The organism is Ensifer sp. VA4 (assembly GCF_055710065.1).
In genome coordinates this window covers 107135-128323 of record NZ_JBVQPO010000005.1, presented here as the reverse complement: position 1 = coordinate 128323, position 21189 = coordinate 107135, and the positions used below count along the sequence as shown (strand labels likewise).

General features: G+C 62.0%; 20 protein-coding genes. 12 read left to right on the top strand and 8 right to left on the bottom strand.

Annotated features, from left to right (window positions below; translation table 11 throughout):
* Positions 1-39: 39 nt before the first annotated feature.
* The 4 genes from AC0C6X_RS10030 to AC0C6X_RS10015 all read left to right on the top strand — a co-directional run bounded on the left by AC0C6X_RS10030 (position 40) and on the right by AC0C6X_RS10015 (position 3237).
* Positions 40-744: a metal-dependent hydrolase gene (locus AC0C6X_RS10030; RefSeq protein ID WP_472952916.1), complete on the top strand. Its 705-nt coding sequence runs from the start codon at positions 40-42 to the stop codon at positions 742-744.
* 109 nt (positions 745-853) lie between these two features.
* On the top strand, positions 854-1141 hold the full coding sequence (gene gatC / locus AC0C6X_RS10025; protein WP_173516216.1) for an Asp-tRNA(Asn)/Glu-tRNA(Gln) amidotransferase subunit GatC: 288 nt from the start codon (positions 854-856) through the stop codon (positions 1139-1141).
* A gap of 48 nt (positions 1142-1189) precedes the next feature.
* Positions 1190-2671: an Asp-tRNA(Asn)/Glu-tRNA(Gln) amidotransferase subunit GatA gene (gene gatA, locus AC0C6X_RS10020; RefSeq protein WP_472952914.1), complete on the top strand. Its 1482-nt coding sequence runs from the start codon at positions 1190-1192 to the stop codon at positions 2669-2671.
* 122 nt (positions 2672-2793) lie between these two features.
* Complete coding sequence (locus tag AC0C6X_RS10015) at positions 2794-3237, top strand: GNAT family N-acetyltransferase (RefSeq protein WP_247957742.1); 444 nt, start codon at positions 2794-2796, stop codon at positions 3235-3237.
* A gap of 80 nt (positions 3238-3317) precedes the next feature.
* Here the strand turns inward: AC0C6X_RS10015 and AC0C6X_RS10010 are convergent, their stop codons facing one another.
* Both AC0C6X_RS10010 and AC0C6X_RS10005 read right to left on the bottom strand, forming a co-directional pair.
* On the bottom strand, positions 3318-3572 hold the full coding sequence (locus tag AC0C6X_RS10010) for a YjhX family toxin (protein ID WP_173516218.1): 255 nt from the start codon (positions 3570-3572) through the stop codon (positions 3318-3320).
* Between the two features lie 177 nt (positions 3573-3749).
* Positions 3750-4058, bottom strand: coding sequence for a DUF1294 domain-containing protein (locus AC0C6X_RS10005; RefSeq protein WP_472952913.1), 309 nt, complete (start codon positions 4056-4058; stop codon positions 3750-3752).
* 159 nt (positions 4059-4217) lie between these two features.
* On the opposite strand from AC0C6X_RS10005, the gene gatB reads away from it, so the two are divergent.
* From gatB to AC0C6X_RS09980, 5 genes are all read left to right on the top strand, one after another.
* Positions 4218-5720, top strand: coding sequence for an Asp-tRNA(Asn)/Glu-tRNA(Gln) amidotransferase subunit GatB (gatB, locus tag AC0C6X_RS10000; RefSeq protein WP_173516220.1), 1503 nt, complete (start codon positions 4218-4220; stop codon positions 5718-5720).
* A gap of 3 nt (positions 5721-5723) precedes the next feature.
* Entirely contained in the window at positions 5724-6224 is a 501-nt protein-coding gene (locus AC0C6X_RS09995; protein WP_173516221.1) for a GNAT family N-acetyltransferase, read from the top strand.
* 226 nt (positions 6225-6450) lie between these two features.
* Entirely contained in the window at positions 6451-6921 is a 471-nt protein-coding gene (locus AC0C6X_RS09990; protein WP_173516222.1) for a GNAT family N-acetyltransferase, read from the top strand.
* Positions 6922-7029: 108 nt separating this feature from the next.
* Positions 7030-7425: an NADH:ubiquinone oxidoreductase subunit NDUFA12 gene (locus AC0C6X_RS09985; protein ID WP_173516223.1), complete on the top strand. Its 396-nt coding sequence runs from the start codon at positions 7030-7032 to the stop codon at positions 7423-7425.
* A gap of 125 nt (positions 7426-7550) precedes the next feature.
* Positions 7551-8003: a DUF2155 domain-containing protein gene (locus AC0C6X_RS09980; RefSeq protein WP_173516224.1), complete on the top strand. Its 453-nt coding sequence runs from the start codon at positions 7551-7553 to the stop codon at positions 8001-8003.
* Between the two features lie 176 nt (positions 8004-8179).
* On the opposite strand, the gene aat is transcribed toward AC0C6X_RS09980, so the two are convergent.
* The 5 genes from aat to AC0C6X_RS09955 all read right to left on the bottom strand — a co-directional run bounded on the left by aat (position 8180) and on the right by AC0C6X_RS09955 (position 11991).
* A complete protein-coding gene (gene aat, locus AC0C6X_RS09975) occupies positions 8180-8794 on the bottom strand; it encodes a leucyl/phenylalanyl-tRNA--protein transferase (RefSeq protein ID WP_173516225.1) in 615 nt (204 codons plus the stop codon).
* Positions 8795-8804: 10 nt separating this feature from the next.
* Positions 8805-10148 (bottom strand): acetyl-CoA carboxylase biotin carboxylase subunit, encoded by a 1344-nt coding sequence (accC, locus tag AC0C6X_RS09970; RefSeq protein WP_173516226.1) that lies wholly within the window; start codon positions 10146-10148, stop codon positions 8805-8807.
* 12 nt (positions 10149-10160) lie between these two features.
* The gene (gene accB, locus AC0C6X_RS09965) at positions 10161-10643 is read right to left on the bottom strand and encodes an acetyl-CoA carboxylase biotin carboxyl carrier protein (RefSeq protein ID WP_173516227.1); all 483 of its coding nucleotides are present in this window, start codon (positions 10641-10643) and stop codon (positions 10161-10163) included.
* A 27-nt stretch (positions 10644-10670) separates the two neighbouring features.
* Positions 10671-11117, bottom strand: a complete 447-nt coding sequence (gene aroQ / locus AC0C6X_RS09960; RefSeq protein ID WP_173516228.1) for a type II 3-dehydroquinate dehydratase — start codon at positions 11115-11117, stop codon at positions 10671-10673.
* A 106-nt stretch (positions 11118-11223) separates the two neighbouring features.
* The gene (locus tag AC0C6X_RS09955; RefSeq protein ID WP_173516229.1) at positions 11224-11991 is read right to left on the bottom strand and encodes a DsbA family protein; all 768 of its coding nucleotides are present in this window, start codon (positions 11989-11991) and stop codon (positions 11224-11226) included.
* 236 nt (positions 11992-12227) lie between these two features.
* On the opposite strand from AC0C6X_RS09955, the gene AC0C6X_RS09950 reads away from it, so the two are divergent.
* Positions 12228-13385 carry a pyridoxal phosphate-dependent aminotransferase gene (locus AC0C6X_RS09950; RefSeq protein ID WP_472952907.1) on the top strand — a complete coding sequence of 386 codons (1158 nt, stop codon included), beginning with the start codon at positions 12228-12230 and terminating at the stop codon, positions 13383-13385.
* A 170-nt stretch (positions 13386-13555) separates the two neighbouring features.
* Here the strand turns inward: AC0C6X_RS09950 and AC0C6X_RS09945 are convergent, their stop codons facing one another.
* A complete protein-coding gene (locus AC0C6X_RS09945) occupies positions 13556-16363 on the bottom strand; it encodes an Rne/Rng family ribonuclease (RefSeq protein WP_472952905.1) in 2808 nt (935 codons plus the stop codon).
* A gap of 745 nt (positions 16364-17108) precedes the next feature.
* On the opposite strand from AC0C6X_RS09945, the gene AC0C6X_RS09940 reads away from it, so the two are divergent.
* A complete protein-coding gene (locus AC0C6X_RS09940) occupies positions 17109-18353 on the top strand; it encodes an N-acetylmuramoyl-L-alanine amidase (RefSeq protein ID WP_376741627.1) in 1245 nt (414 codons plus the stop codon).
* A gap of 336 nt (positions 18354-18689) precedes the next feature.
* Entirely contained in the window at positions 18690-21143 is a 2454-nt protein-coding gene (locus tag AC0C6X_RS09935; RefSeq protein ID WP_472952902.1) for a penicillin-binding protein 1A, read from the top strand.
* The last annotated feature ends 46 nt before the right edge of the window (positions 21144-21189 follow it).

Below are 21189 nucleotides of genomic sequence, written 5' to 3'. Positions count from 1 at the left end.
ATATGCTGTTCCGATACGCAAATCATCAGGGAGAAAGTCATGAAGATCAAATGGCTCGGTCATTCCGCCTTTCACGTCGAGACGGCAAAGGCCAAAATCCTCATCGACCCCTTTTTCACCGGCAACCCCGCCTTCCGGGACGAGGAGCGCAGGGATGCGACCGCCGGCCTCACCCACATCCTCCTGACCCATGGCCACGGCGACCATGTCGGCGATACGGTTGCGATCGCCAAGGAGACAGGGGCGACCGTCGTCGGCAACTTCGATCTTTGCATGTGGCTCGGCAGGCAGGGCATCACGAAAATGGAGCCGGGCAACACCGGCGGAACGATCCACCTCGGCGGCTTTTCCGCAACCTTCGTCAACGCGCTGCATTCGTCGGCGCAGATTACCGAGGACGGTGTCTCCCACTCGCTCGGCAACGCCAATGGCCTGGTGCTGCACTTCGACGACGAGCCGACGCTCTACCACATGGGCGACACGGACATCTTTTCCGACATGGCGTTGATTGGCGAACTGCACCAGCCGGAGATCGGCATCGTTCCGATCGGCGACCGTTTCACCATGGGTGGAGCCGTGGCGGCACTCGCGTGCCAGCGCTTTTTCAAGTTCTCGACGGCGATCCCCTGCCATTACGGCTCGTTCCCGATCATCGACCAGACGCCTGCAACCTTCGTTGCCGGTATGGAAAGTGCATCCACCAAGGTGCAGACGCCGCAGGTCGGCGGCGTCGTCGATGTCTGATGTTGCGCAGGGCCTTTTGATGTGAGGTCCGGTACTCCGGCAATTCCCCCGTTGCGTGGCTCGCCGCGCGCCATTATAGCGGGGGAAGTTCCAGTTACCGGAGACGATCATGTCCGTAGACCTTGCCACCGTGAAGCGCGTTGCGCGCCTTGCCCGTATCGCCGTCAGCGAAGAGGAAGCCGAGCGGATGATGGGCGAGCTCAATGGCATTCTCGGTTTTGTCGAACAGCTCTCCGAAGTGAATGTCGATGGCGTCGAGCCGATGACCTCGGTGACGCCGATGGAGATGAAGAAGCGGACGGATGCCGTCACGGACGGCAGCAAGGCGGACGACATCGTTGCCAATGCGCCGAATTCCGATCGCAATTTCTTCCTCGTTCCGAAGGTGGTCGAGTAACCTCCGCCTACCGCCCCGACGTTCCCGATTGCGAAAGCCCATTTCATCATGACCGACCTTACCAGCCTCACGATTGCCGAAGCCCGCGCAAAACTCGCCGCCAAGGAAATCACCGCCGTCGAACTGACGGATGCCTATATCGGCGCGATCGACGCCGCCAATGAGGCGATCAACGCCTATGTCGCCGTAACGCCGGACAGGGCACGCGAAATGGCGAAAGCCTCGGATGCGCGCATTGCCGCCGGCAAGGCGGGTGCGCTCGAAGGCATTCCGCTCGGCATCAAGGACCTCTTCGGTACCGAAGGCGTGCACACGCAGGCCTGCAGCCACATCCTCGACGGTTTCGCGCCGCGCTACGAATCGACTGTTACCCAGAACCTCTGGAACGACGGTGCCGTCATGCTCGGCAAGCTGAACATGGACGAGTTCGCCATGGGCTCGTCGAACGAGACGTCCTACTATGGTGCCGTGAAGAATCCCTGGCGCGCCAAGGGTTCCAACATGGATCTCGTTCCGGGCGGCTCCTCCGGTGGTTCCGCCGCGGCCGTCGCCGCGCATCTTTGCGCCGGCGCCACGGCGACCGATACCGGCGGTTCCATCCGCCAGCCGGCCGCCTTCACCGGCACTGTCGGCATCAAGCCGACCTATGGCCGCTGCTCGCGCTGGGGCGTCGTCGCCTTCGCCTCGTCGCTCGACCAGGCCGGCCCGATCGCCCGTGACGTGCGCGATGCCGCCATCCTCCTGAAGTCGATGGCAAGCGTCGATACCAAGGACACGACTTCGGTCGATCTGCCGGTGCCGGATTACGAAGCCTCGATCGGCAAGTCGATCAAGGGCATGAAGATCGGCATTCCCCGGGAATACCGCGTCGACGGCATGCCGGAGGAGATCGAGGCGCTCTGGCAGCAGGGCATTGCCTGGCTGAAGGAAGCCGGCGCCGAGATCGTCGACATCACCCTGCCGCACACGAAGTATGCGCTGCCGGCCTATTACATCGTCGCTCCGGCCGAGGCGTCCTCGAACCTCGCCCGCTATGACGGCGTGCGCTACGGTCTGCGCGTCGACGGCAAGGACATCGTCGAAATGTACGAGAAGACGCGCGCCGCCGGTTTCGGCCAGGAGGTCAAGCGCCGCATCATGATCGGCACCTACGTACTTTCGGCCGGCTACTACGATGCCTACTATCTGCGGGCGCAGAAGGTTCGCACGTTGATCAAGCGGGACTTCGAGCTGGCCTTCCACGCCGGCGTCGACGCGATCCTTACGCCCGCCACGCCTTCTTCCGCCTTCGGTATCGCCGACGAGGATCTGGCGTCCGATCCGGTCAAGATGTACCTGAACGACATCTTCACGGTGACGGTCAACATGGCTGGTCTGCCCGGCATCGCTGTTCCCGGCGGGCTTGACCACAAGGGGTTGCCCCTCGGTCTCCAACTGATCGGCAAGCCGTTCGACGAAGAGACGCTGTTCAAGACGGCGCACGTCATCGAGCAGGCGGCCGGCCGCTTCACGCCCACCAAGTGGTGGTAAAGCTTTGAGGGCGGCGCCGGTCCGGCGCCGCCCTGTTTCCGAAGGCGCCCCCGCCACCGTGTCGCGGAAGGAGACCGCGTCTGCCAGCCATCCGCCATGCCCGCGCCGGCGATATCGAGCGGTTGACGGCGATCGGTGTCGCCGCCTGGCAATCCGCGATTGCGGGTCTCGCCGACGGCGAGAAAATGCGGCATGTGGCCGAAGCTTCGTTCTCCCGTTTTCTTTCCGATCACTGGTTGTCCGTTCTGCTGATCGAAGCCGAAGGCGGCATTCGCGGTTGGGCAGCGCGTGAGGATTTCGACAACGCGATTTCCGACCTGTGGATCGAGCCGGCAGCTCAGGGCAGGGGCTTCGGTGCGTTGTTGCTCGGTGAGATCGAGCATCGCATTCTTGCGGACGGCTTCGATGCAATCATCACCAAGACGCATGCGCGCAACAGCCGTGCGGTGACCTTCTTCCGCAATCGCGGCTACAGCGTGAGCTGGCTTTCCACCGCCTATGCGCCGCAACTCGACCGCAATGTCGAGTTCATCGGTCTCCGCAAAGTCCTCACCGAGCGAGACTAAAGACCGGTCACCCCTGTGCCGATGCGTGCAGAGCTGGCACCGGGCAGCATGTGACGCCCGGTGTCATCGGTTTCCGCCGCTCAGCGGTTGTTGAGTTCGGCGCGCACCAGCTGCAAGCCGCGCTCCGTGATGCGATAGGGCTTGCCGCCAGAAGACGAGATCGCCTTCTTGCGCTTCAGCTTGCGGAAGAGCTCCAGGTCGAAACCAGGATAGACCCAGCCGTCACGGGTGAAGCATCGAATTTCGATGATGGCCTTGCTTTCGCGGGTGACTTCGATGCGGCCGCCCTGGGCCAAATGATGAAGAATGCGCTGTTCGGCGCGTGAGATGTCCATTTCTGAATGTTCCGGAAAAGCGTTCGTATGAACGCAGGAAACCGTTCCGCAATTCACTGGAAGTGCGGGGCGACGTTTCCGGCCCGTGCGCGCAATCAAAGGCGATTGCGGGGACGGGCCCTTACCGGGACTCAGACGAAGAAGTGAACATCAAGACTCCAGAAATACGATGCTTTCCTAGAAGACGCTCGCAATCGCGTCAAGGTGTCCCTGCAACGCCAGGGTGCCGACAGCCGCGGTAGCCACCTGCAAAACGATGATGAGCGCCAAACGGGTTCGAAACGGTTCCTTGCGAGTCTTGTGGCGAAATATGTGCCGGGCGGCCATCGCTCCAGGACTTCCGCCGAGAAGAGAGATTGCCAGCAATGTCTGCTCGCTGATGCGCCAACGGCCCGCGCGCGCAGCCCGCTTGTCAAACCAGAACAGCCCGAAGCTCAGGATGTTGATGTAGGCTGCGTACAATGCGAGTGCGGTGAGGGTCGACATCGGGAAATCTTGGCGCAAGGGTGCTAAACGGTGGTTAAGCGGCGTTTCGCATTCGCCGTTGCACCGAGATGGGCGCCAGATGACGCCGAACAACTTGCACCGGTGAACCAATTGTTCTACCGAGAAACCAAGAATTCAGGCTTCAAAGAAGAGCATGATATGAGCATTGTCGACGTCCGCACCCCCGATCCGAAACGCTTCATTCCCGGCGCCACCGGCGACTGGGAAGTCATCATCGGCATGGAAGTCCATGCCCAGGTGCTTTCCAATTCGAAGCTGTTCTCGGGTGCCTCGACGGAGTTCGGCAATGCGCCGAACGCGAACGTTTCGCTCGTCGACGCCGCCATGCCCGGCATGCTGCCCGTCATCAACGAGGAATGCGTGAAGCAGGCCGTGCGCACCGGCCTCGGTCTCAAGGCTACGATCAACAAGCGCTCGATCTTCGACCGCAAGAACTATTTCTATCCGGACCTGCCGCAGGGCTATCAGATCTCCCAGTTCAAGGATCCGATCGTCGGCGAAGGCAAGATCATCATCTCGATCGGTCCGGATCGCCAGGGTCAGTTCGAGGATGTCGAAATCGGCATCGAGCGCCTGCATCTCGAGCAGGACGCGGGCAAGTCGATGCACGACCAGCATCCGTCGATGTCCTATGTCGACCTCAACCGATCTGGCGTCGCCCTGATGGAGATTGTCTCCAAGCCGGACATGCGTTCGTCGGACGAGGCGAAAGCTTACATGACCAAGCTGCGCTCGATCGTGCGCTACCTCGGCACCTGCGACGGCAACATGGATGAAGGCTCGATGCGCGCCGACGTCAACGTTTCCGTCCGTCGTCCGGGCGAAGCCTTCGGCACGCGCTGCGAGATCAAGAACGTCAACTCGATCCGCTTCATCGGCCAGGCGATCGAGTATGAGGCACGCCGCCAGATCGGCATCCTCGAAGACGGCGGCGTGATCGACCAGGAGACCCGCCTGTTCGACCCGAACAAGGGCGAGACCCGCTCGATGCGCTCGAAGGAAGACGCGCACGACTACCGCTACTTCCCGGATCCGGACCTTCTGCCGCTGGAATTCGACGATGCCTTCGTCGAGGCGCTGAAGGCCGACCTGCCGGAGCTGCCGGACGACAAGAAGGAGCGGTTCGTGCGCGACCTCGGCCTTTCGGTTTACGATGCGTCGGTTCTCGTTTCCGAGAAGTCGATCGCGGACTATTTCGAGGCGGTAGCCGAAGGACGCGACGGCAAGATTGCTGCGAACTGGGTCATCAACGACTTGCTCGGCGCCTTGAACAAGGCCGGCAAAGCCATTGAAGAGACTCCGGTTTCGCCGGCCCAGCTCGGCGGCATCATCGACCTCATCAAGGCTGAGACGATTTCCGGCAAGATCGCCAAGGATCTCTTCGAGATCATCTGGAACGAGGGTGGCGACCCGGCCGAGATCGTCGAATCCCGCGGCATGAAGCAGGTGACCGACACCGGCGCCATCGAAAAGGCCGTTGACGAGATCATTGCCGCCAACCCCGATCAGGTTGCCAAGGTCCAGGCCAAGCCCTCACTCGCCGGCTGGTTCGTCGGCCAGGTGATGAAGGCGACCGGTGGCAAGGCCAACCCGCAAGCCGTACAGGCGCTGGTGAAGGCCAAGCTCGGCATCGAGGAATAAGCGATGTTCTTCGTGCGCACGGCCAGCGAGCGTGACCTGGACAAGGTTCGCGCCCTGCTGATCGAAACGTGGCACGCGACCTACGATACCTTCTATGGCGTCGAGAAGGTCAATGAGCTGACGGAGCGCTGGCACTCGCTGTCGGCGCTGAAGGCCCGCCTCGCACGCAAGAACTCCGAATTCCTGGTGGCCGACGACGGCCGCCAGATCGGCGGCATGGGCTTTGCGGCGATGTCGGACACTCAGCCCAAGACGGCGATGCTCCATCAGCTCTATGTGCTGCCGAAGCTCCAGCGGCAGGGCATTGGCCGCGACATCTTCGCCGAACTCGAGACCTGTTTTCCCGATGCCGAGCGGATGCGCGTCGAGGTCGAGCCGCAGAACCTGCATGCGTTGGCGTTTTACCGGACGCATGGCTTCTCAGAGATGGGCAAGACGGCGAATTGCGGCGACGACCAATCCGGCCTGCCGGCTATTATCCTGGAGAAGCGGCTTCTCGGCTGAAGCAGGTCGCGCGAAAGTGCGCTGCGGTTTTGCGAAAGCGGCGTGCGAAATAACAAGATCGTAGAGCGCAAGGAGCGATCCGAGAGATCGCGCCCCGCTTTGGAGATCTCTCGGTTGTAGCCTTGTCCGTCCGCCTGTGGAAAACCCCGGGAGTATCGCACCGTCATCAAGTCGTTACCTTCTGGTGGTTGGTCCGCTGCCGATGAACGATGTGAGTTGAGGAACGATGGACGCGACAACCGAACTCTTGATCCGCAAGGCCGAGCGCGAAGACCTGCCGGCGATCGTCGCTCTCTTCGCCGCCGACCAGATCGGTGGTCATGGTGACACGACCGATCCCACCGCTTTCGGCGACTACGTCGCCGCCTTCGAGAAAATCGAGGCTTCGTCACTGCAGACACTTTTCGTCGCAGTCCTTGCCGGCGAGATCGTCGGTACCTTTCAGACGGCGCTGCATACCACCTTGTCCGGGCGGGGCAGTTCCAGCCTGATCGTCGAGGCGGTTCAGACGCGTGAAGATATGCGCGGCCGCGGCATCGGTGAACGCATGATGCGCCATGCCATCGCCGAGGCGCGCGACCGGGGAGCGAAGAAGGTGCGGCTGACCTCCAATGCCGTGCGCGCGGATGCGCACCGCTTCTATGAGCGGCTTGGCTTCGTGCGTAGCCATTTCGGCTTCCTCATGCCGTTGAAATGACGGCCTTTGCCTCGGAATCACTGGACAAGCCATGAGCGGCGGGGCATAAGCGGGAACATAGTTTTGGTATCTGGCCGCCTTCCCAACGGCCGGTCAAGGACGGCATCCATGAAGCTCCTGCTGCAGATTTTCACCTGGTGGAACGAACAGACGATCGGAACGCGCTTTCACACCTGGCGCCACGGCCAACGGGTCGGTCAAGACGAGTTCGGCAATGTCTACTACCAGGGTGGCAAGGATTCCGAAGGCCGCACTCGCCGTTGGGTGATCTATAACGGCTATGCCGAAGCCTCCGCCATTCCGGCCGGCTGGCACGGCTGGATGCATCACCGCACTGACGTTTCGCCGGCCGATGAGAAGTACACGCCGCGCGAATGGCAGAAGCCGCATCGCGCGAACCCGACCGGCACGGCCAATGCCTACCGTCCGCAGGGCTCGATCGCAGCCACCGGCAAGCGTCCGCGCGTGACCGGCGACTATGACGCCTGGACACCGGGTTCCTAAGAAATCTCTCTTCAGCGACGAGGACGGACCGCGGAATAGGTTCCTCGATCACGGCGCGGCCACAATTGATGGTTAGCGCCTGACATCCATCGACGATGAACAGGGCACGCGGGAGACAGGCGACAATGGCAGGTTCTGATCTGCGCAAAGCAATCGGCCAAGGAGCGCGGCGGTTGGGCTTGTCCCTGCTTGCCGGTTTGTCGCTGATCGCCTCGGCGGAAGCTGTTGACGCGGCGCGCCTCTCCAATGCCGTTGCTGTCTTCTCCGGCATCGACAAGATCACCGGCCGTATCACGACCTTCGACGTCTATATCGGCGAGACGGTGCAGTTCGGCGCCCTCCAGGTCACGCCGCGCGTCTGCTACAGCCGCGACGATACCGAAGCGCAGAAGATCACGACTTTTGTCGAGGTCGAGGAGATCACGCTCGACCGCAAGATCCGCCGCATCTTTACCGGCTGGATGTTCGCCGATAGCCCGGGCCTGAACGCCGTCGAGCATCCGGTCTATGACGTGTGGCTGCAGTCCTGCAAGGCGACGTCCGATCTGCCGCCACCGGATACGGCGGCGAAGCAGTAATTCGCCGAGGCTGCCGAACGTAAGAGCGGCAGCCTAATGCAGCATCCATCCTCGCGCTATGTGCTTGGCGGTTCCTCGGGGCCGAACATGCCCTTGATGCCCTCGAAAACGGTCGAAGTCTGGATAAACACTTCGACGAAGTACATCTCCAGATGGAGATATCAGACGAAGAGTATCTAGAACGAGAGGTCTGGCGAGTTCATCGCGTTGCCGAGCATGATCTCGTATTCGGCCTTCGGCACGTCGATCGCGCCGAAGGACTTGAGGTGCTCGGTGGTGAACTGGGTGTCCAGCAACTCAAAGCCCCTGGCGCGCAGCCGCTCCACCAGATGCACGAGGCAGATCTTCGAGGCGTCGGTGCGCCTGGAAAACATGCTCTCGCCGAAGAATGCCGATCCGAGCGAGACGCCGTAGAGGCCGCCGACCAGCATGTCATTCTCCCAGGCTTCGACGCTATGGGCGTAGCCCATCGTGTGCAGCGTGGCGTAGAGGTTACGGATCTTGCTGTTGATCCAGGTCGTCGGTCGGTCCGGGGCGGGGGCGGCGCAGCCTTCCATCACCGCTTCGAAGGCGGTGTTGAAGCGGATGTCGAAGGGTTTCCGGCGGATCGTCTTGGCGAGGCTGCGGGAGACATGAAAGTTCGTCAGCGGGATAACGCCGCGAATTTCCGGCTCGACCCAGAAGAGCTCTGGGTCGTCGGCCGAGTCGGCCATCGGGAACAGGCCGATCGAATAGGCGCGCAGCAGCATGTCCGGGGTAATGTCGGGCTGCTTGCTGCGCGTCCCTTTCAACGTATGGCCCTTACTCGGACGTAGCGGCCAGATGCTTTTCCAGCCAGTGGATATCGTAGTCGCCGTTGGCGATATCCTGATTATTGATCAGGTCTTGGAACAACGGAAGCGTGGTCTTGATGCCGTCGATGACAAATTCATCGAGGACGCGGCGCAGACGCATCATGCACTCGACGCGAGTGCGCCCGTGCACGATCAGCTTGCCGATCAGGCTGTCGTAATACGGAGGGATGCGGTAGCCCTGATAGGCGCCGGAATCGACGCGGACACCAAGACCGCCGGGCGCGTGGAAATGCGTGATCGTGCCCGGGGAGGGGACGAAGGTGCGCGGGTCCTCGGCGTTGATGCGGCACTCGATGGCGTGCCCGGAGAACACGATGTCTTCCTGCTTGACCGAAAGACCGCCGCCGGACGCGACGCGGATCTGCTCGTGCACGAGGTCGATGCCGGTGATCGCTTCGGTGATCGGATGCTCGACCTGAAGACGGGTGTTCATTTCGATGAAATAGAACTCGCCGTTCTCGTAGAGGAATTCGATCGTGCCGGCGCCGCGGTACTTGAGCTTCTTCATCGCATCGGCGCAGATCTGGCCGATCTTCATGCGCTGGTCGACGTTGAGAGCCGGGGAGTTTGCCTCTTCCCAGACCTTCTGGTGACGACGCTGCAGCGAGCAGTCGCGTTCGCCGAGGTGTACGGCGTTGCCTGCACCGTCGCCGACGATTTGGATTTCGATGTGGCGCGGCTGGCCGAGAAACTTCTCCATGTAGACCGCGTCGTTACCGAAGGCCGCCAGGGCCTCGGCGCGCGCCGTGGCCACGGCATGTTCGAGATCGGCTTCCGTTCGTGCAATCTTCATCCCGCGGCCGCCGCCGCCGGCGGTGGCCTTGATCAGCACCGGGAAGCCGATCTGGCGGGCGACTTCAAGCGCATTCTCCGGCTTCACTTCGCCATCGGAACCCGGAACGACCGGGATGCCAAGCTCTTCCGCCGTCTTCTTGGCGGTGATCTTGTCGCCCATGAGGCGGATGTGCTCGGCCGTCGGACCGATGAAGGTGATGTCGTGCGCTTCGAGGATTTCGGCGAACTTGGCGTTTTCCGACAGGAAGCCGTAGCCCGGGTGCACGGCGTCGGCACCGGTAATTTCGCAGGCGGCGACGATCTGGTGAATGTTCAGATAGCTATCGCGCGAGGGCGGCGGACCGATGCAGACGCTCTCGTCGGCGAGGCGCACATGCATGGCGTCGCTGTCGGCCGTGGAGTGGACGGCAACCGTAGCGATGCCGAGCTCCTTGCAGGCGCGCAGCACGCGAAGGGCGATTTCGCCGCGATTGGCAATGAGAATTTTCGAGATCATCGCCGCGCCGCCTTATTCGATTACGATCAGCGGTTCGCCATATTCGACGGGGGCTGCGTCCTGAACGAAGATTTCGGTGACCTTGCCCGAGCGCGGAGCCGGGATCTGGTTCATCGTCTTCATCGCCTCGATGATGAGGATGGTCTGGCCTTCCTTGACGGTGGCGCCGACTTCGATGAACGGGCGCGCACCGGGAGCCGGAGCGAGGTAGGCGGTGCCGACCATCGGTGCCGTCACCGCGTTCTTCGACGCGCGGCCGTTCTCGGCAGCCGGAGCGGCGACGGCGTTGGCCGGGGCGGCGACAGCAGCAGCGGCAGGAGCCTGATAGGCCGGCATCTGCGGCATCATCGGCATTGCCACCGGCGTGCCGTTGCGCGAGACGCGAATGCGCAGGTCGTCCTGCTCGACTTCGATCTCGGTCAGATCGGTGTCCTTGAGAATATTGGCGAGATCGCGGATCAGCGCCTGGTCGATACCTGGTTTCTTGTCAGCCATGGAATATGAGCCTCTTTAATGTTCTTTTTATTTCGACGGATTTGTCAGGTTCTTTAGCGCATGCAGCGCAAGAATGTAACTCTGCGCGCCGAAGCCGCAGATGACGCCTTTGACGGCAGGCGCGATCATCGATTTGTGACGGAATTCTTCGCGCGCATGGATGTTCGAGAGATGGAGTTCGACCACAGGAATGCCGATGGCGCGGATGGCGTCGTGAAGCGCGATCGACGTATGGCCGTATGCCGCCGGATTGATCGCCACGCCGGCGGCGACGCTGCCGGCTTCATGCAGCCAGTCGACCAGCGTGCCCTCGTGGTTGGATTGGCGGAAATCGACCGCGAAGCCGAGCTTGTTGCCCTCGGCCTTGCACATCGCCTCGATATCGGCGAGCGTCTGGCCGCCATAAATACCCGGTTCGCGCTTGCCCAGCGCATTCAGGTTAGGGCCGTTCAGCACGAAAATGGTCGATGGCATAAGGGATTCCGGTCCGATGATGGAGGGTTACCTATAGACTGATGGTCCCGCGAGGAAAAGCCCTTTGGCCCCCCGCGGGAATTGTCCACAGTCATGGGAAGGTTTGTCAGCAGGCCGTCTTGCCGCACTCGCGCATATTGGCGACCTTGCCTTCGATTTCTTCGGCGCCGACGGCGCCGAAGACCGCCTCGTTGCCGATGACATAGGACGGTGTGCCGGTGATACCGAGGTCGTTGGCAAGCCCATAGGCCTCGCGCACGGCCGCGTCATGCGGCTCCTTTTCCATCTTGGCGCGCAACTGATCCTCGGGAACACCGAGCTTGGCCGCGACAGCAAGGGCAGTCTCTTCCGTAGCGCGGTCTTCGCCGCCGAGCAGGGCGCGATGGAAGTCGCCGTACTTCTCTGGAGCGATGAGACGGAACGCAGCGCTCACCTTGTGCGCCGCCAGCGAGTCCGGGCCGAGGATCGGCAATTCCTTCAGCACGAAGCGGACGTTCTTGTCCTTGCTGAGGATTGCGTCCATGTCCGAAAGGGCGCGTTTGCAATAGCCGCAGTTGTAGTCATAGAACTCGACGATGGTGACGTCGCCCTTGGGATTGCCCAGCACCATGTCATAGTCGGAGTTGAAGATCGCCTTCTTGTTCTCGGTGATCGCGCTTTCGGCGGCCTCCTGCTGCTTGGCGCGCTGCTTCGTCGTCAGCGCCTCCTGGACCTCCAGCATGATCTCCGGATTGGCGATCAGGTACTCCTTGATGAAGGCGCCGATTTCTTCCTTCTGCTTCGCGTCGAGCGCAAACGCGTTCTGCGGCAGGCTGACCCCGGCCAAGAGCGCGGCGAGCGTTCCGGCGGCAATCATCTTGGTGCTGAAATTCATTTCTACCTCGTTGTCCTTGCGTATCCACTGTGTCGTTCATCGCCCATCGTCACGTCAACCGGGGCAGCTCCAAAAGACAACAGGATTCCTCGTATTCGCTATATGCTCGCAGCATAGGGTGGGCGCCGCGGAAACGAAACGGCAAAATCGGCGGAAATACGGCACTCGCGGACTTGTGAAGGTCAATATCATCGGGCAAAGGGGCTGGAGCACAGCCGCATATCGAGGATTTTCCGTTGATAGACTTGTCAAAACGCAGCGCCGTCGAACCTTTTCACGCGATGGATGTGCTGGCGGAGGCGACTCGTCGCCGCCATGCCGGCCACCCGGTGATCTCGATGGCGGTCGGACAGCCGGCGCATCCGGCGCCAGCGGCTGCATTGGAAGCCGCGCGCAACGCCCTGCAGCACGGCCGCATTGGTTATACCGATGCACTCGGCACTCTGTCGCTGCGCAAGGCCATCGCCCGCCACTACGAGAAGCGCCACGGGATCGCGCTCGATCCGCAGCGGGTTGCCGTGACAACTGGGTCGTCAGCCGGCTTCAATCTCGCCTTCCTCGCGCTCTTTGATCCCGGCGATTGCGTCGCCATTGCGCGGCCCGGCTATCCGGCCTATCGCAACATCCTCGCCGCGCTTGGCCTGACGGTGGTCGAGGTCGAGGCCAATGCCGATTCCGGCTTCACGCTGACGCCGGATAGCCTGGCGCGGGCCGCCGCAAAGATCGGCCGACCGCTGAAGGGCGTGTTGCTGGCAAGCCCGGCGAACCCGACCGGCACCGTCACGGGCAGGGCCGGCCTCAAGGCGCTGGCCGACTATTGCCAGGCGGAATCGATCGCCTTCATTTCGGACGAGATCTATCACGGCCTGACCTTCGCCGGCGAAGAGGCGAGCGCGCTGGAGGTTACCGACGAGGTGATCGTCATCAATTCCTTCTCGAAATACTATTGCATGACCGGATGGCGCATCGGCTGGATGGTCTTGCCGGCCGAAAAGGTGCGCGGCTTCGAGCGCATCGCCCAGAGCCTCTATATTTCGCCGCCGGAATTGTCGCAGATCGCGGCTGAGGCTGTACTCGACGCGCATGAGGAACTCGACGGCTATAAAGCCGCCTATGCGGCTAATCGCGAGATGCTGCTGAAGCGCCTGCCGGAAATCGGCTTCTCCATTGCCTCGCCGATGGATGGCGCCTTCTACGCCTATGCCGACGTCAGCCGTTTCACCAATGACAGCATGGCCTTTGCCCGCCGGATGCTTGCTGAGATCAATGTCGCGGCGACGCCGGGCTTCGACTTCGATCCGCTCGAGGGACACCGCACGATGCGCTTTTCCTATGCCGGCGCTGAGGCCGACATGGTCGAGGCAATGGACCGGATCGCTCGCTGGCTTGCCTGATCGTCCGGCAGAACGGGCAGGGGAGCGAAGACGCCCCGTCCGCTTCGGCTACCACCCGTAAAAGAAAAGGCCCGGAGCGATCCGGGCCTTTCCATTCATGATCTTTCGCGTTCAACGCTTCGAGGTGTCAGGATCCCGGTTTGGCATCGAGCCGGGACCAGAGCGACTTCTTAGAAGAAGCCGCGGCGCTGCCACCAGCCGCCCTTTTTCGGCTTGGCGGGCTCTTCCTCTTCGCCTTCGGCCTTCGGAGAACTCGACGTCACGACCGGTTCCGAGGCGATCTTCGAAAGATCGCGGTTTGCGCGCGCCGGTTTGGTTTCGGCGAGGTCGGCCGCAGCCTCTTCTACTGCCTCGGCGGCGACGTCGACGTCTGCCGGTTGATCTTCGACGGCGGCCTGAGCGACGTCATCGACGGCCGCGACCGGTTCTTCGGCCTTCACAGCCTTCTTGCGGGTCCGCTTCGGCTTGGCCGGCTTGGCCTCGACGACCTCGGCTTCCGCGACGGCTGCAGCGGTTTCCTCGACGGCCACGGCCACTTCGATCTCGGCGGCAACGGACGGCGTTTCTACGGCTTCCGGTTCGTCGGCGTCATCGCCTTCCGCATCGGCCTCGATCTGGCCTTCGCCTTCACCTTCGCCCTCCGGCCGGTTGCGGCGGCCACCGCGCTTGCCGCGACGGCGACGCTTGCGCTTCTGTTCGACGTCTGCGGTCGTGTCTTCGGTCTCTACACCCTCGTCGTCTGCCTCACCGTCATCGGAATCGTCTTCCGCATCCGATGCCGACTCGGAGACCTGGGTCACACCGCCTTCGGCCTGCTGGCCACCCTTGCCGCGACGGCGACGGCGGCGCTTGCGCTTGCGGCCACCCTGCTCGTCGGAGGATTGAGCGGCCTTGGGCTGCTCCTGGCGCTGCTCGCTGGCGACTTCCTCGGCCTCTTCCTCGTCGAGATCCTCTTCGATCACGACGTCATCTTCTTCCGGCTCCGGTTCGAAGTGGAGGAGCTGCTCGATCTTGACCGGGTTTTCGACCGGTTCGCCACGATCGATCGCGAAGTGCTGCGCACCGACGTGGGCGTCCGCCTCGATGATGATCGAGACGCCGAAGCGGGCCTCGTAGTCCGTGATCGTGCCGCGCTTCTGGTTGAGCAGGTAGAGCGCGATGTCCGGGATGGTGCGCACGGTGATGTCGTGCGTGGTGTTCTTGAGCAGATATTCCTCGATGCCGCGCAGTACATGCAGGGCGACGGAGGACTGCGAGCGAACGTGACCCGTGCCGTTGCAGTGCGGGCAGGTCTGCATCGTCGATTCGAGCACCGAGGCGCGAATGCGCTGGCGCGACATTTCGAGCAGGCCAAAATGCGAGATCCGGCCGACCTGGATGCGGGCGCGATCGTTCTTCAGGCAGTCCTTCAGCTTCTTCTCGACGGCGCGGTTGTTGCGCTTTTCCTCCATGTCGATGAAGTCGATGACGACAAGGCCGGCAAGGTCGCGCAGGCGCAACTGGCGCGCCACTTCCTCGGCCGCCTCGAGATTCGTCTGCAGCGCCGTGTCTTCGATCGAGTGCTCGCGCGTCGAACGACCGGAGTTGACGTCGATCGAAACCAGCGCTTCGGTCTGATTGATGATGATGTAGCCACCGGACTTCAGCGTCACTTGCGGCTGCAGCATGCGGTCGAGCTGCGCTTCGATTCCGGAGCGCGAGAAGATCGGATGCACGTCGCGATAGGGCTGAACCACCTTGGCGTGGCTCGGCATCAGCATCTTCATGAAGCCCTTGGCTTCCCTGTAGCCCTCCTCGCCGGAGACGATGATCTCGCTGATATCCTTGTTGTAGAGGTCGCGGATCGAGCGCTTGATCAGGCTGCCTTCCTCATAGACGAGGCAGGGGGCCGTGGAGTTCAGCGTCAGCGTGCGGACGTTTTCCCACAGGCGCATCAGGTATTCGAAGTCACGCTTGATCTCGACCTTGGTGCGATTCGCACCGGCGGTGCGCAGGATGACGCCCATGCCCTGCGGCACTTCGAGGCCGCGCGCGATTTCCTTCAGGCGCTTGCGGTCCTGCAGATTGGTGATCTTGCGGGAGATGCCGCCGCCGCGTGCCGTGTTCGGCATCAGCACCGAGTAGCGGCCGGCAAGCGACAGGTAAGTCGTCAGCGCCGCGCCCTTGTTGCCGCGCTCTTCCTTGGCGACCTGGACGAGCAGGATCTGGCGGCGCTTGATGACTTCCTGGATGCGATACTGCTTCCGGGGCTTACGGACCTGACGATCCGGAACCTCTTCCATGGCGTCTTCCGCGCCGACGGACTCGATGATTTCCTTTTCGCCATCGTGGCTGTCGTCGTCATCGTCGTCGTCGTCGTCGTCGTGGCGACGGCGGCTGTCGACATCCTCGGAGATGGTATCGGTATCGACCATTGCGGCCATTTCGCCGTCGTTGCTTTCGTCGCCGTCGGCGGCCGCCACTGCTGTTTCTTCCGCAGCCTTGGCCTTGGTCTTGCGGGTGCGCTTCGGCTTTGCCTTGGGCTTTTCGGCCGGCGCTTCCTCTTCGGCCGTCGGTTCGGCGGCAACGGCTTCCGCCGGTTCTGCCTCGACTTCGATCTCCGTTACGGCCTCGAGAGCGACGGGAACGGAAAGTTCGCTCGCCGGCGCCGGTGCTGTTTCGACATGTTCGATGTCGTCGTCGCGTCGTGCTTCTTCGGCTTCGGCCTTCAGCAGGGCCTGACGGTCGGCAAGCGGGATCTGGTAGTAATCGGGGTGAATTTCGGCGAAGGCCAGAAATCCGTGGCGGTTGCCGCCATAATCGACGAAGGCGGCTTGCAGCGAAGGCTCCACCCGGGTGACCTTCGCCAGATAGATATTGCCGCGGATTTGCTTCTTATGTTCCGACTCGAAGTCGAATTCTTCTATGCGGTTGCCGCGTACGACAACGACGCGCGTCTCCTCGGAGTGAGACGCATCGATAAGCATTTTCTCTGCCATCTAAGCTGTGCTCCTCGGCGCACCAGCGGAACGGGAGACAGACCTGCTTCCTTGGGAAGACTGCCAAACACGTCGGAAGGTGCGCCGGATATGAAAGTTCCTGTTTGGTGCAGGCGATGGTGCAGCAGCCAGACGACAGCCGGAACATGTCTGTTCCGGGGCCGCTCTACTTCTGACCGATACTGCTGAGTCAACATCAATGACCAAACAAGAATGCCAATGTCCAAGGTCTCATGAAGACCCGATGAATGCGCCCGCTTGCGGGCGTTGGTGAAGAATCACCATCAAGAACTCCGGCCACCGCCGGAAATTTGCGATCCAGTATACAAGGAGGAAATGCAGAGACGGCGGATGAACGCTTGCGACCGCGGAAGTGCGATGCGTTTAACCGGTTAATCCGGTTCGACCACTCCCTGGCGCCAAGCTTTGGAGAAGCTCCGGCTGCCCGGTCGACTGTTCTATCCCGTCAACACTTTCTCCTTGTGACGCTTTTATGTTTTCTATGTCACATTGGCAAGGGAAAAGCCCGTGCCGCCACAATAATGATCGATTCGATCGTCCACGTGGAGTAGGCCGGCAAATGATGAATCGATGGCTTCGGCGCAGGACGGAGGATGACCTTTGTCAAGCTTTGGTTAACCATAGAGGTTCATTGATCAAGGTGTGCGTTTGGTGGCCGCGTCGGCTGCCGTCTGGTTTTTGAGAAAGTGGTGGGGAGCCCAAGGTGAAGCCTTTGGCGGTTTGTATGCTCGGTTCGCTGTTGTCGTTGATGTCGCGTACGGGTTGGCGTTTGCTCGGTGCATCGTTGCTCGTCGGAGGTTTCCTCTTGAACGCGCAGACCGCCAATGCTGTCGAGTCGGGCCCCTTGCTCGCTTTCGGCGCACGGATCGCCGGTGACGACGCGCGCACCCGGGTCGTCGTCGAGTTCGACCGCAAGCCGGACTTTTCCCTTCATTACGTGGCCGACCCGGTTCGCGTGGTCGTCGATCTTCCGGAAACGGCCTTTGGTCTGAAGGCGGAGAGCCTCGAGCCGCGCGGCCTGTTCGATGCGATCCGCTATGGCGGCATGGGGGCGGGCAATTCCCGCATCGTTCTCTCCGCGAAGGGACCGGTCGCCGTGACCCATGCGGAAGTAATTGCGGAAGAGGGGGGCAAGGGCTACCGCCTGGTCCTCGACGTCGTACGGGTCGACCAGGCGCGTTTCGACGCGCTTCTCGGCGAACAGCAGTGGACCGGTTCGGTTGCAGCGACGAAAACCGGCAGACCCGTTGCGGTTGCGCCTACGAAGGACGGCGGACCGTTCATCGTCGCGATCGATGCCGGTCACGGCGGTATCGACACCGGCGCGCTCGCCGGCGAGACGAAGACGGAAGAGAAACACGTCACGCTGGCCTTTGCCAAAGACCTCGTCGAGGCCCTGAACAAGGGCGCGGGGATTGAGGCTTTCCTCACCCGCGAAGAGGATGTCTTTCTCTCGCTGCCGCAGCGCGTGCAGATAGCCCGCAACAAGGGCGCCAATCTTTTCATCTCGCTCCATGCCGATGCGCTCCGGCAGAAGGACATCCGTGGCGCTACGGTCTATACGATCTCCGACAAGGCATCGGACCATCTGGCCGCAAGCCTTGCTGCCCGCGAGAACCTTTCGGACGAAATCGCCGGCGTGCCGCTTCAAAGCGAGCCCGCGGAGGTCGCCGATATCCTGATCGACCTGACCCGCCGCGAGACGCAGGCCTTCTCCGTCAACTTGGCGCGCTCGGTGGTCTCCTCCTTCGAGGGCCAGATCAATCTCATCAACAACCCGCACCGGTTCGCCGGGTTCCGCGTGCTGCAGGCTCCCGATGTGCCGTCGATCCTGCTGGAACTGGGATTCCTGTCGAACAAGGAAGATGAGAAGTTGCTGCTGGATGCGGAATGGCGCAAAAAAGTTTCGGAGCGCCTTGCCGTCGCGGTTCAGCGTTACCGCGAGCAGGCGGTCGCCAGCGGCGGCTGACGTTTGAAGGCATGACCGGGAACGAAGTGATTTGTGTCGCCCCGGTAACAGCGTTATGCTTTTCAACTGGATGCGCACGCGATAATCAGAAACAGCCCTATTTTACGCACAATCCGAGACCTAACCGGAATTGCGCCCGGATTTGTTGAGAAACGAGTTGATGCCCGGGGTTCCTCGCCATATGAGGAGCCGGGCTGGCGGGGCGCTGCGATGCCAGACGATTACTGATGGAAGAGTTTGGCCGGACCGACGCAATGTAAACCGGCGGGACAGAGCATGGACTGTCGCGCGGCGGTCCGGCAATTGGACGATAATTAAGGTACCGGTATCTGACTGATGATCAGGCTGATTGGATATTTCTTCGGGATTGGTGCGTTTCTGCTGCTTGGCGTGGCCGGAGCCGTGGCGCTTTATCTGGGCGTCGTCACCAAGGATCTACCTGACTACGAGGTGCTGGCGAAATATTCGCCGCCTGTGACGACGCGCTTTCATGCCGGCAACGGCGCCCTGATGGCAGAATATGCGCGCGAGCGGCGTCTCTATCTGCCGATCCAGGCGATCCCGGATCGCGTCAAGGCAGCCTTCATTTCGGCCGAGGACAAGAATTTCTACCAGCATCCGGGCGTTGACCTTACGGGTCTCGCCCGCGCCATCGCCGTCAACCTGCAGAACTTCGGATCCGGCCGTCGACCCGTGGGCGCGTCGACGATCACGCAGCAGGTGGCAAAGAACTTCCTGCTGTCGTCCGACCAGACGATCGACCGCAAGGTCAAGGAAGCAATCCTTTCCTTCCGCATCGAGCAGGCCTACAGCAAGGACCGGATCCTCGAGCTCTATCTCAACGAGATCTTCTTCGGCCTCAATTCGTACGGCATTGCCGGTGCGGCGCTGACCTATTTCGACAAGTCGGTCACCGAGCTTACCATTGCCGAGACCGCCTATCTCGCCGCCTTGCCGAAGGGCCCGGCCAACTACCATCCGTTCCGCAAGACTGAAGCCGCTATCGAACGCCGCAACTGGGTGATCGACCGCATGGTGGAGAACGGCTACGTCACCAAGGCCGATGGCGAAGAGGCCAAGAAGCAGCCGCTCGGCGTCAATCCACGCCGCGGTGGCGCACATCTCTTCGCGTCCGACTTCTTCGCCGAGGAAGTCCGCCGGCAGATCATCCAGAAATATGGCGACAACGCGCTCTATGAAGGCGGCCTGTCGGTTCGCACCTCGCTCGATCCGCGTCTGCAGATCGCGGCGCGCAAGGCGCTGCAGGCGGGTCTGCTGAGCTATGACGAGCGCCGCGGCTTCCATGGTCCAGTCAAGACGATCGAGATCGGTGGCGATTGGGGTGAGCCGCTGGGCGCGGTTCCTGCCTTCAGCGACGTGCCGGAGTGGAAGCTCGCCGTCGTTCTGTCGGTCGATGCGCAGGGTGCCGAGATCGGCATCCAGCCGGATAAGGAAGCCTCGGGCAAGATCGCGGCCGAACGCGTCACTGGACACATCTCCGCCAAGAACATGCAGTGGGCTTACCGGTCCGCCAACGGCGACCGCAAGTCGGCGAAATCCCCTGAAGGCGTCTTCGGCGCCGGCGATGTCGTCTATGTCGAACCCTTGCCCGAAAAGGGCGAATATCGCCTCCGCCAACCGCCGAAGGTCCAGGGCGGTCTCGTGGCGATGGACCCGCAGACCGGCCGCGTACTCGCGATGGTCGGCGGCTTCTCCTATGGCCAGTCGGAGTTCAACCGCGCGACCCAGGCGATGCGCCAGCCGGGTTCCTCCTTCAAGCCCTTCGTCTACGCCGCAGCGCTCGACAACGGCTATACGCCGGCGTCGGTCATTCTCGACGCCCCGATCGAAATCGTCGCCGGCGGTCAGGTCTGGCGCCCGGAAAACTATGGTGGCGGCTCGGCCGGTCCGTCGACGCTGCGTCTCGGCATCGAGAAGTCGCGCAACCTGATGACCGTTCGCCTCGCCAATGACATGGGTATGAACCTCGTCGCCGAATATGCCGAGCGTTTCGGCATCTATGACAAGATGCCGCCGCTGCTCGCGATGTCGCTGGGCTCCGGCGAAACGACGGTTCTGCGCATGGTCTCGGCCTATTCGGTGCTCGCCAACGGCGGCAAGCAGATCAAGCCGTCGCTGATCGACCGCATTCAGGACCGCTATGGCAAGACGATTTTCCGGCATGAGGATCGCACCTGCGACAATTGCAATGCAGGCGACTGGCAGAGCCAGGATGAGCCTGTTCTGACCGACAATCGCGAGCAGGTGCTCGACCCCATGACCTCCTACCAGATCACTTCGATGATGGAGGGCGTGGTGCTGCGCGGCACGGCGGCTGGCAAGATCAAGCTCGATCGCCCGGTTGCCGGCAAGACTGGCACGACCAACGACGAAAAGGACGCCTGGTTCGTCGGTTACACGCCGGACATCGTTGCCGGCCTCTACCTCGGCTTTGACAATCCCGCCCCGCTCGGCCGCGGCGCCACGGGCGGCAGCCTTGCGGTGCCGATCTTCAACGACTTCATGCAGGAAGCCGTCAAGGGCATACGCCCGAGCAAGTTCGTCGTACCGGAAGGCATGAGCATGATCGCCGTCAACCGCAAGACCGGCATGGCCGCCTATGAGGGCGAGCCGGACACGATCATCGAAGCCTTCAAGCCCGGCACTGGCCCGGCCGATACCTTCTCGGTCATCGGCGGTCTCGATCAATATGTTCCGCCGGAAGAGATCCTGAAGAACTCGCCGCAGGCAAATCAGGCGGTGACCTCCGGTTCCAACGGCCTGTTCTAAAGCCTTTCTTCATTCGCGATGCCCGCCGCCTTTACATCAGCGGCGG

Bases quoted from the DNA above. Each gene is read 5' to 3' on its own strand.
- AC0C6X_RS10030 (WP_472952916.1), top strand. From the start codon at position 40: ATGAAGATCAAATGGCTCGGTCATTCCGCCTTTCACGTCGAGACGGCA.
- gatC (WP_173516216.1), top strand. From the start codon at position 854: ATGTCCGTAGACCTTGCCACCGTGAAGCGCGTTGCGCGCCTTGCCCGT.
- gatA (WP_472952914.1), top strand. From the start codon at position 1,190: ATGACCGACCTTACCAGCCTCACGATTGCCGAAGCCCGCGCAAAACTC.
- AC0C6X_RS10010 (WP_173516218.1), bottom strand. From the start codon at position 3,572: ATGGACATCTCACGCGCCGAACAGCGCATTCTTCATCATTTGGCCCAG.
- AC0C6X_RS10005 (WP_472952913.1), bottom strand. From the start codon at position 4,058: ATGTCGACCCTCACCGCACTCGCATTGTACGCAGCCTACATCAACATC.
- gatB (WP_173516220.1), top strand. From the start codon at position 4,218: ATGAGCATTGTCGACGTCCGCACCCCCGATCCGAAACGCTTCATTCCC.
- AC0C6X_RS09995 (WP_173516221.1), top strand. From the start codon at position 5,724: ATGTTCTTCGTGCGCACGGCCAGCGAGCGTGACCTGGACAAGGTTCGC.
- AC0C6X_RS09990 (WP_173516222.1), top strand. From the start codon at position 6,451: ATGGACGCGACAACCGAACTCTTGATCCGCAAGGCCGAGCGCGAAGAC.
- AC0C6X_RS09985 (WP_173516223.1), top strand. From the start codon at position 7,030: ATGAAGCTCCTGCTGCAGATTTTCACCTGGTGGAACGAACAGACGATC.
- AC0C6X_RS09980 (WP_173516224.1), top strand. From the start codon at position 7,551: ATGGCAGGTTCTGATCTGCGCAAAGCAATCGGCCAAGGAGCGCGGCGG.
- accC (WP_173516226.1), bottom strand. From the start codon at position 10,148: ATGATCTCGAAAATTCTCATTGCCAATCGCGGCGAAATCGCCCTTCGC.
- accB (WP_173516227.1), bottom strand. From the start codon at position 10,643: ATGGCTGACAAGAAACCAGGTATCGACCAGGCGCTGATCCGCGATCTC.
- aroQ (WP_173516228.1), bottom strand. From the start codon at position 11,117: ATGCCATCGACCATTTTCGTGCTGAACGGCCCTAACCTGAATGCGCTG.
- AC0C6X_RS09955 (WP_173516229.1), bottom strand. From the start codon at position 11,991: ATGAATTTCAGCACCAAGATGATTGCCGCCGGAACGCTCGCCGCGCTC.
- AC0C6X_RS09945 (WP_472952905.1), bottom strand. From the start codon at position 16,363: ATGGCAGAGAAAATGCTTATCGATGCGTCTCACTCCGAGGAGACGCGC.
- AC0C6X_RS09940 (WP_376741627.1), top strand. From the start codon at position 17,109: ATGCTCGGTTCGCTGTTGTCGTTGATGTCGCGTACGGGTTGGCGTTTG.
- AC0C6X_RS09935 (WP_472952902.1), top strand. From the start codon at position 18,690: ATGATCAGGCTGATTGGATATTTCTTCGGGATTGGTGCGTTTCTGCTG.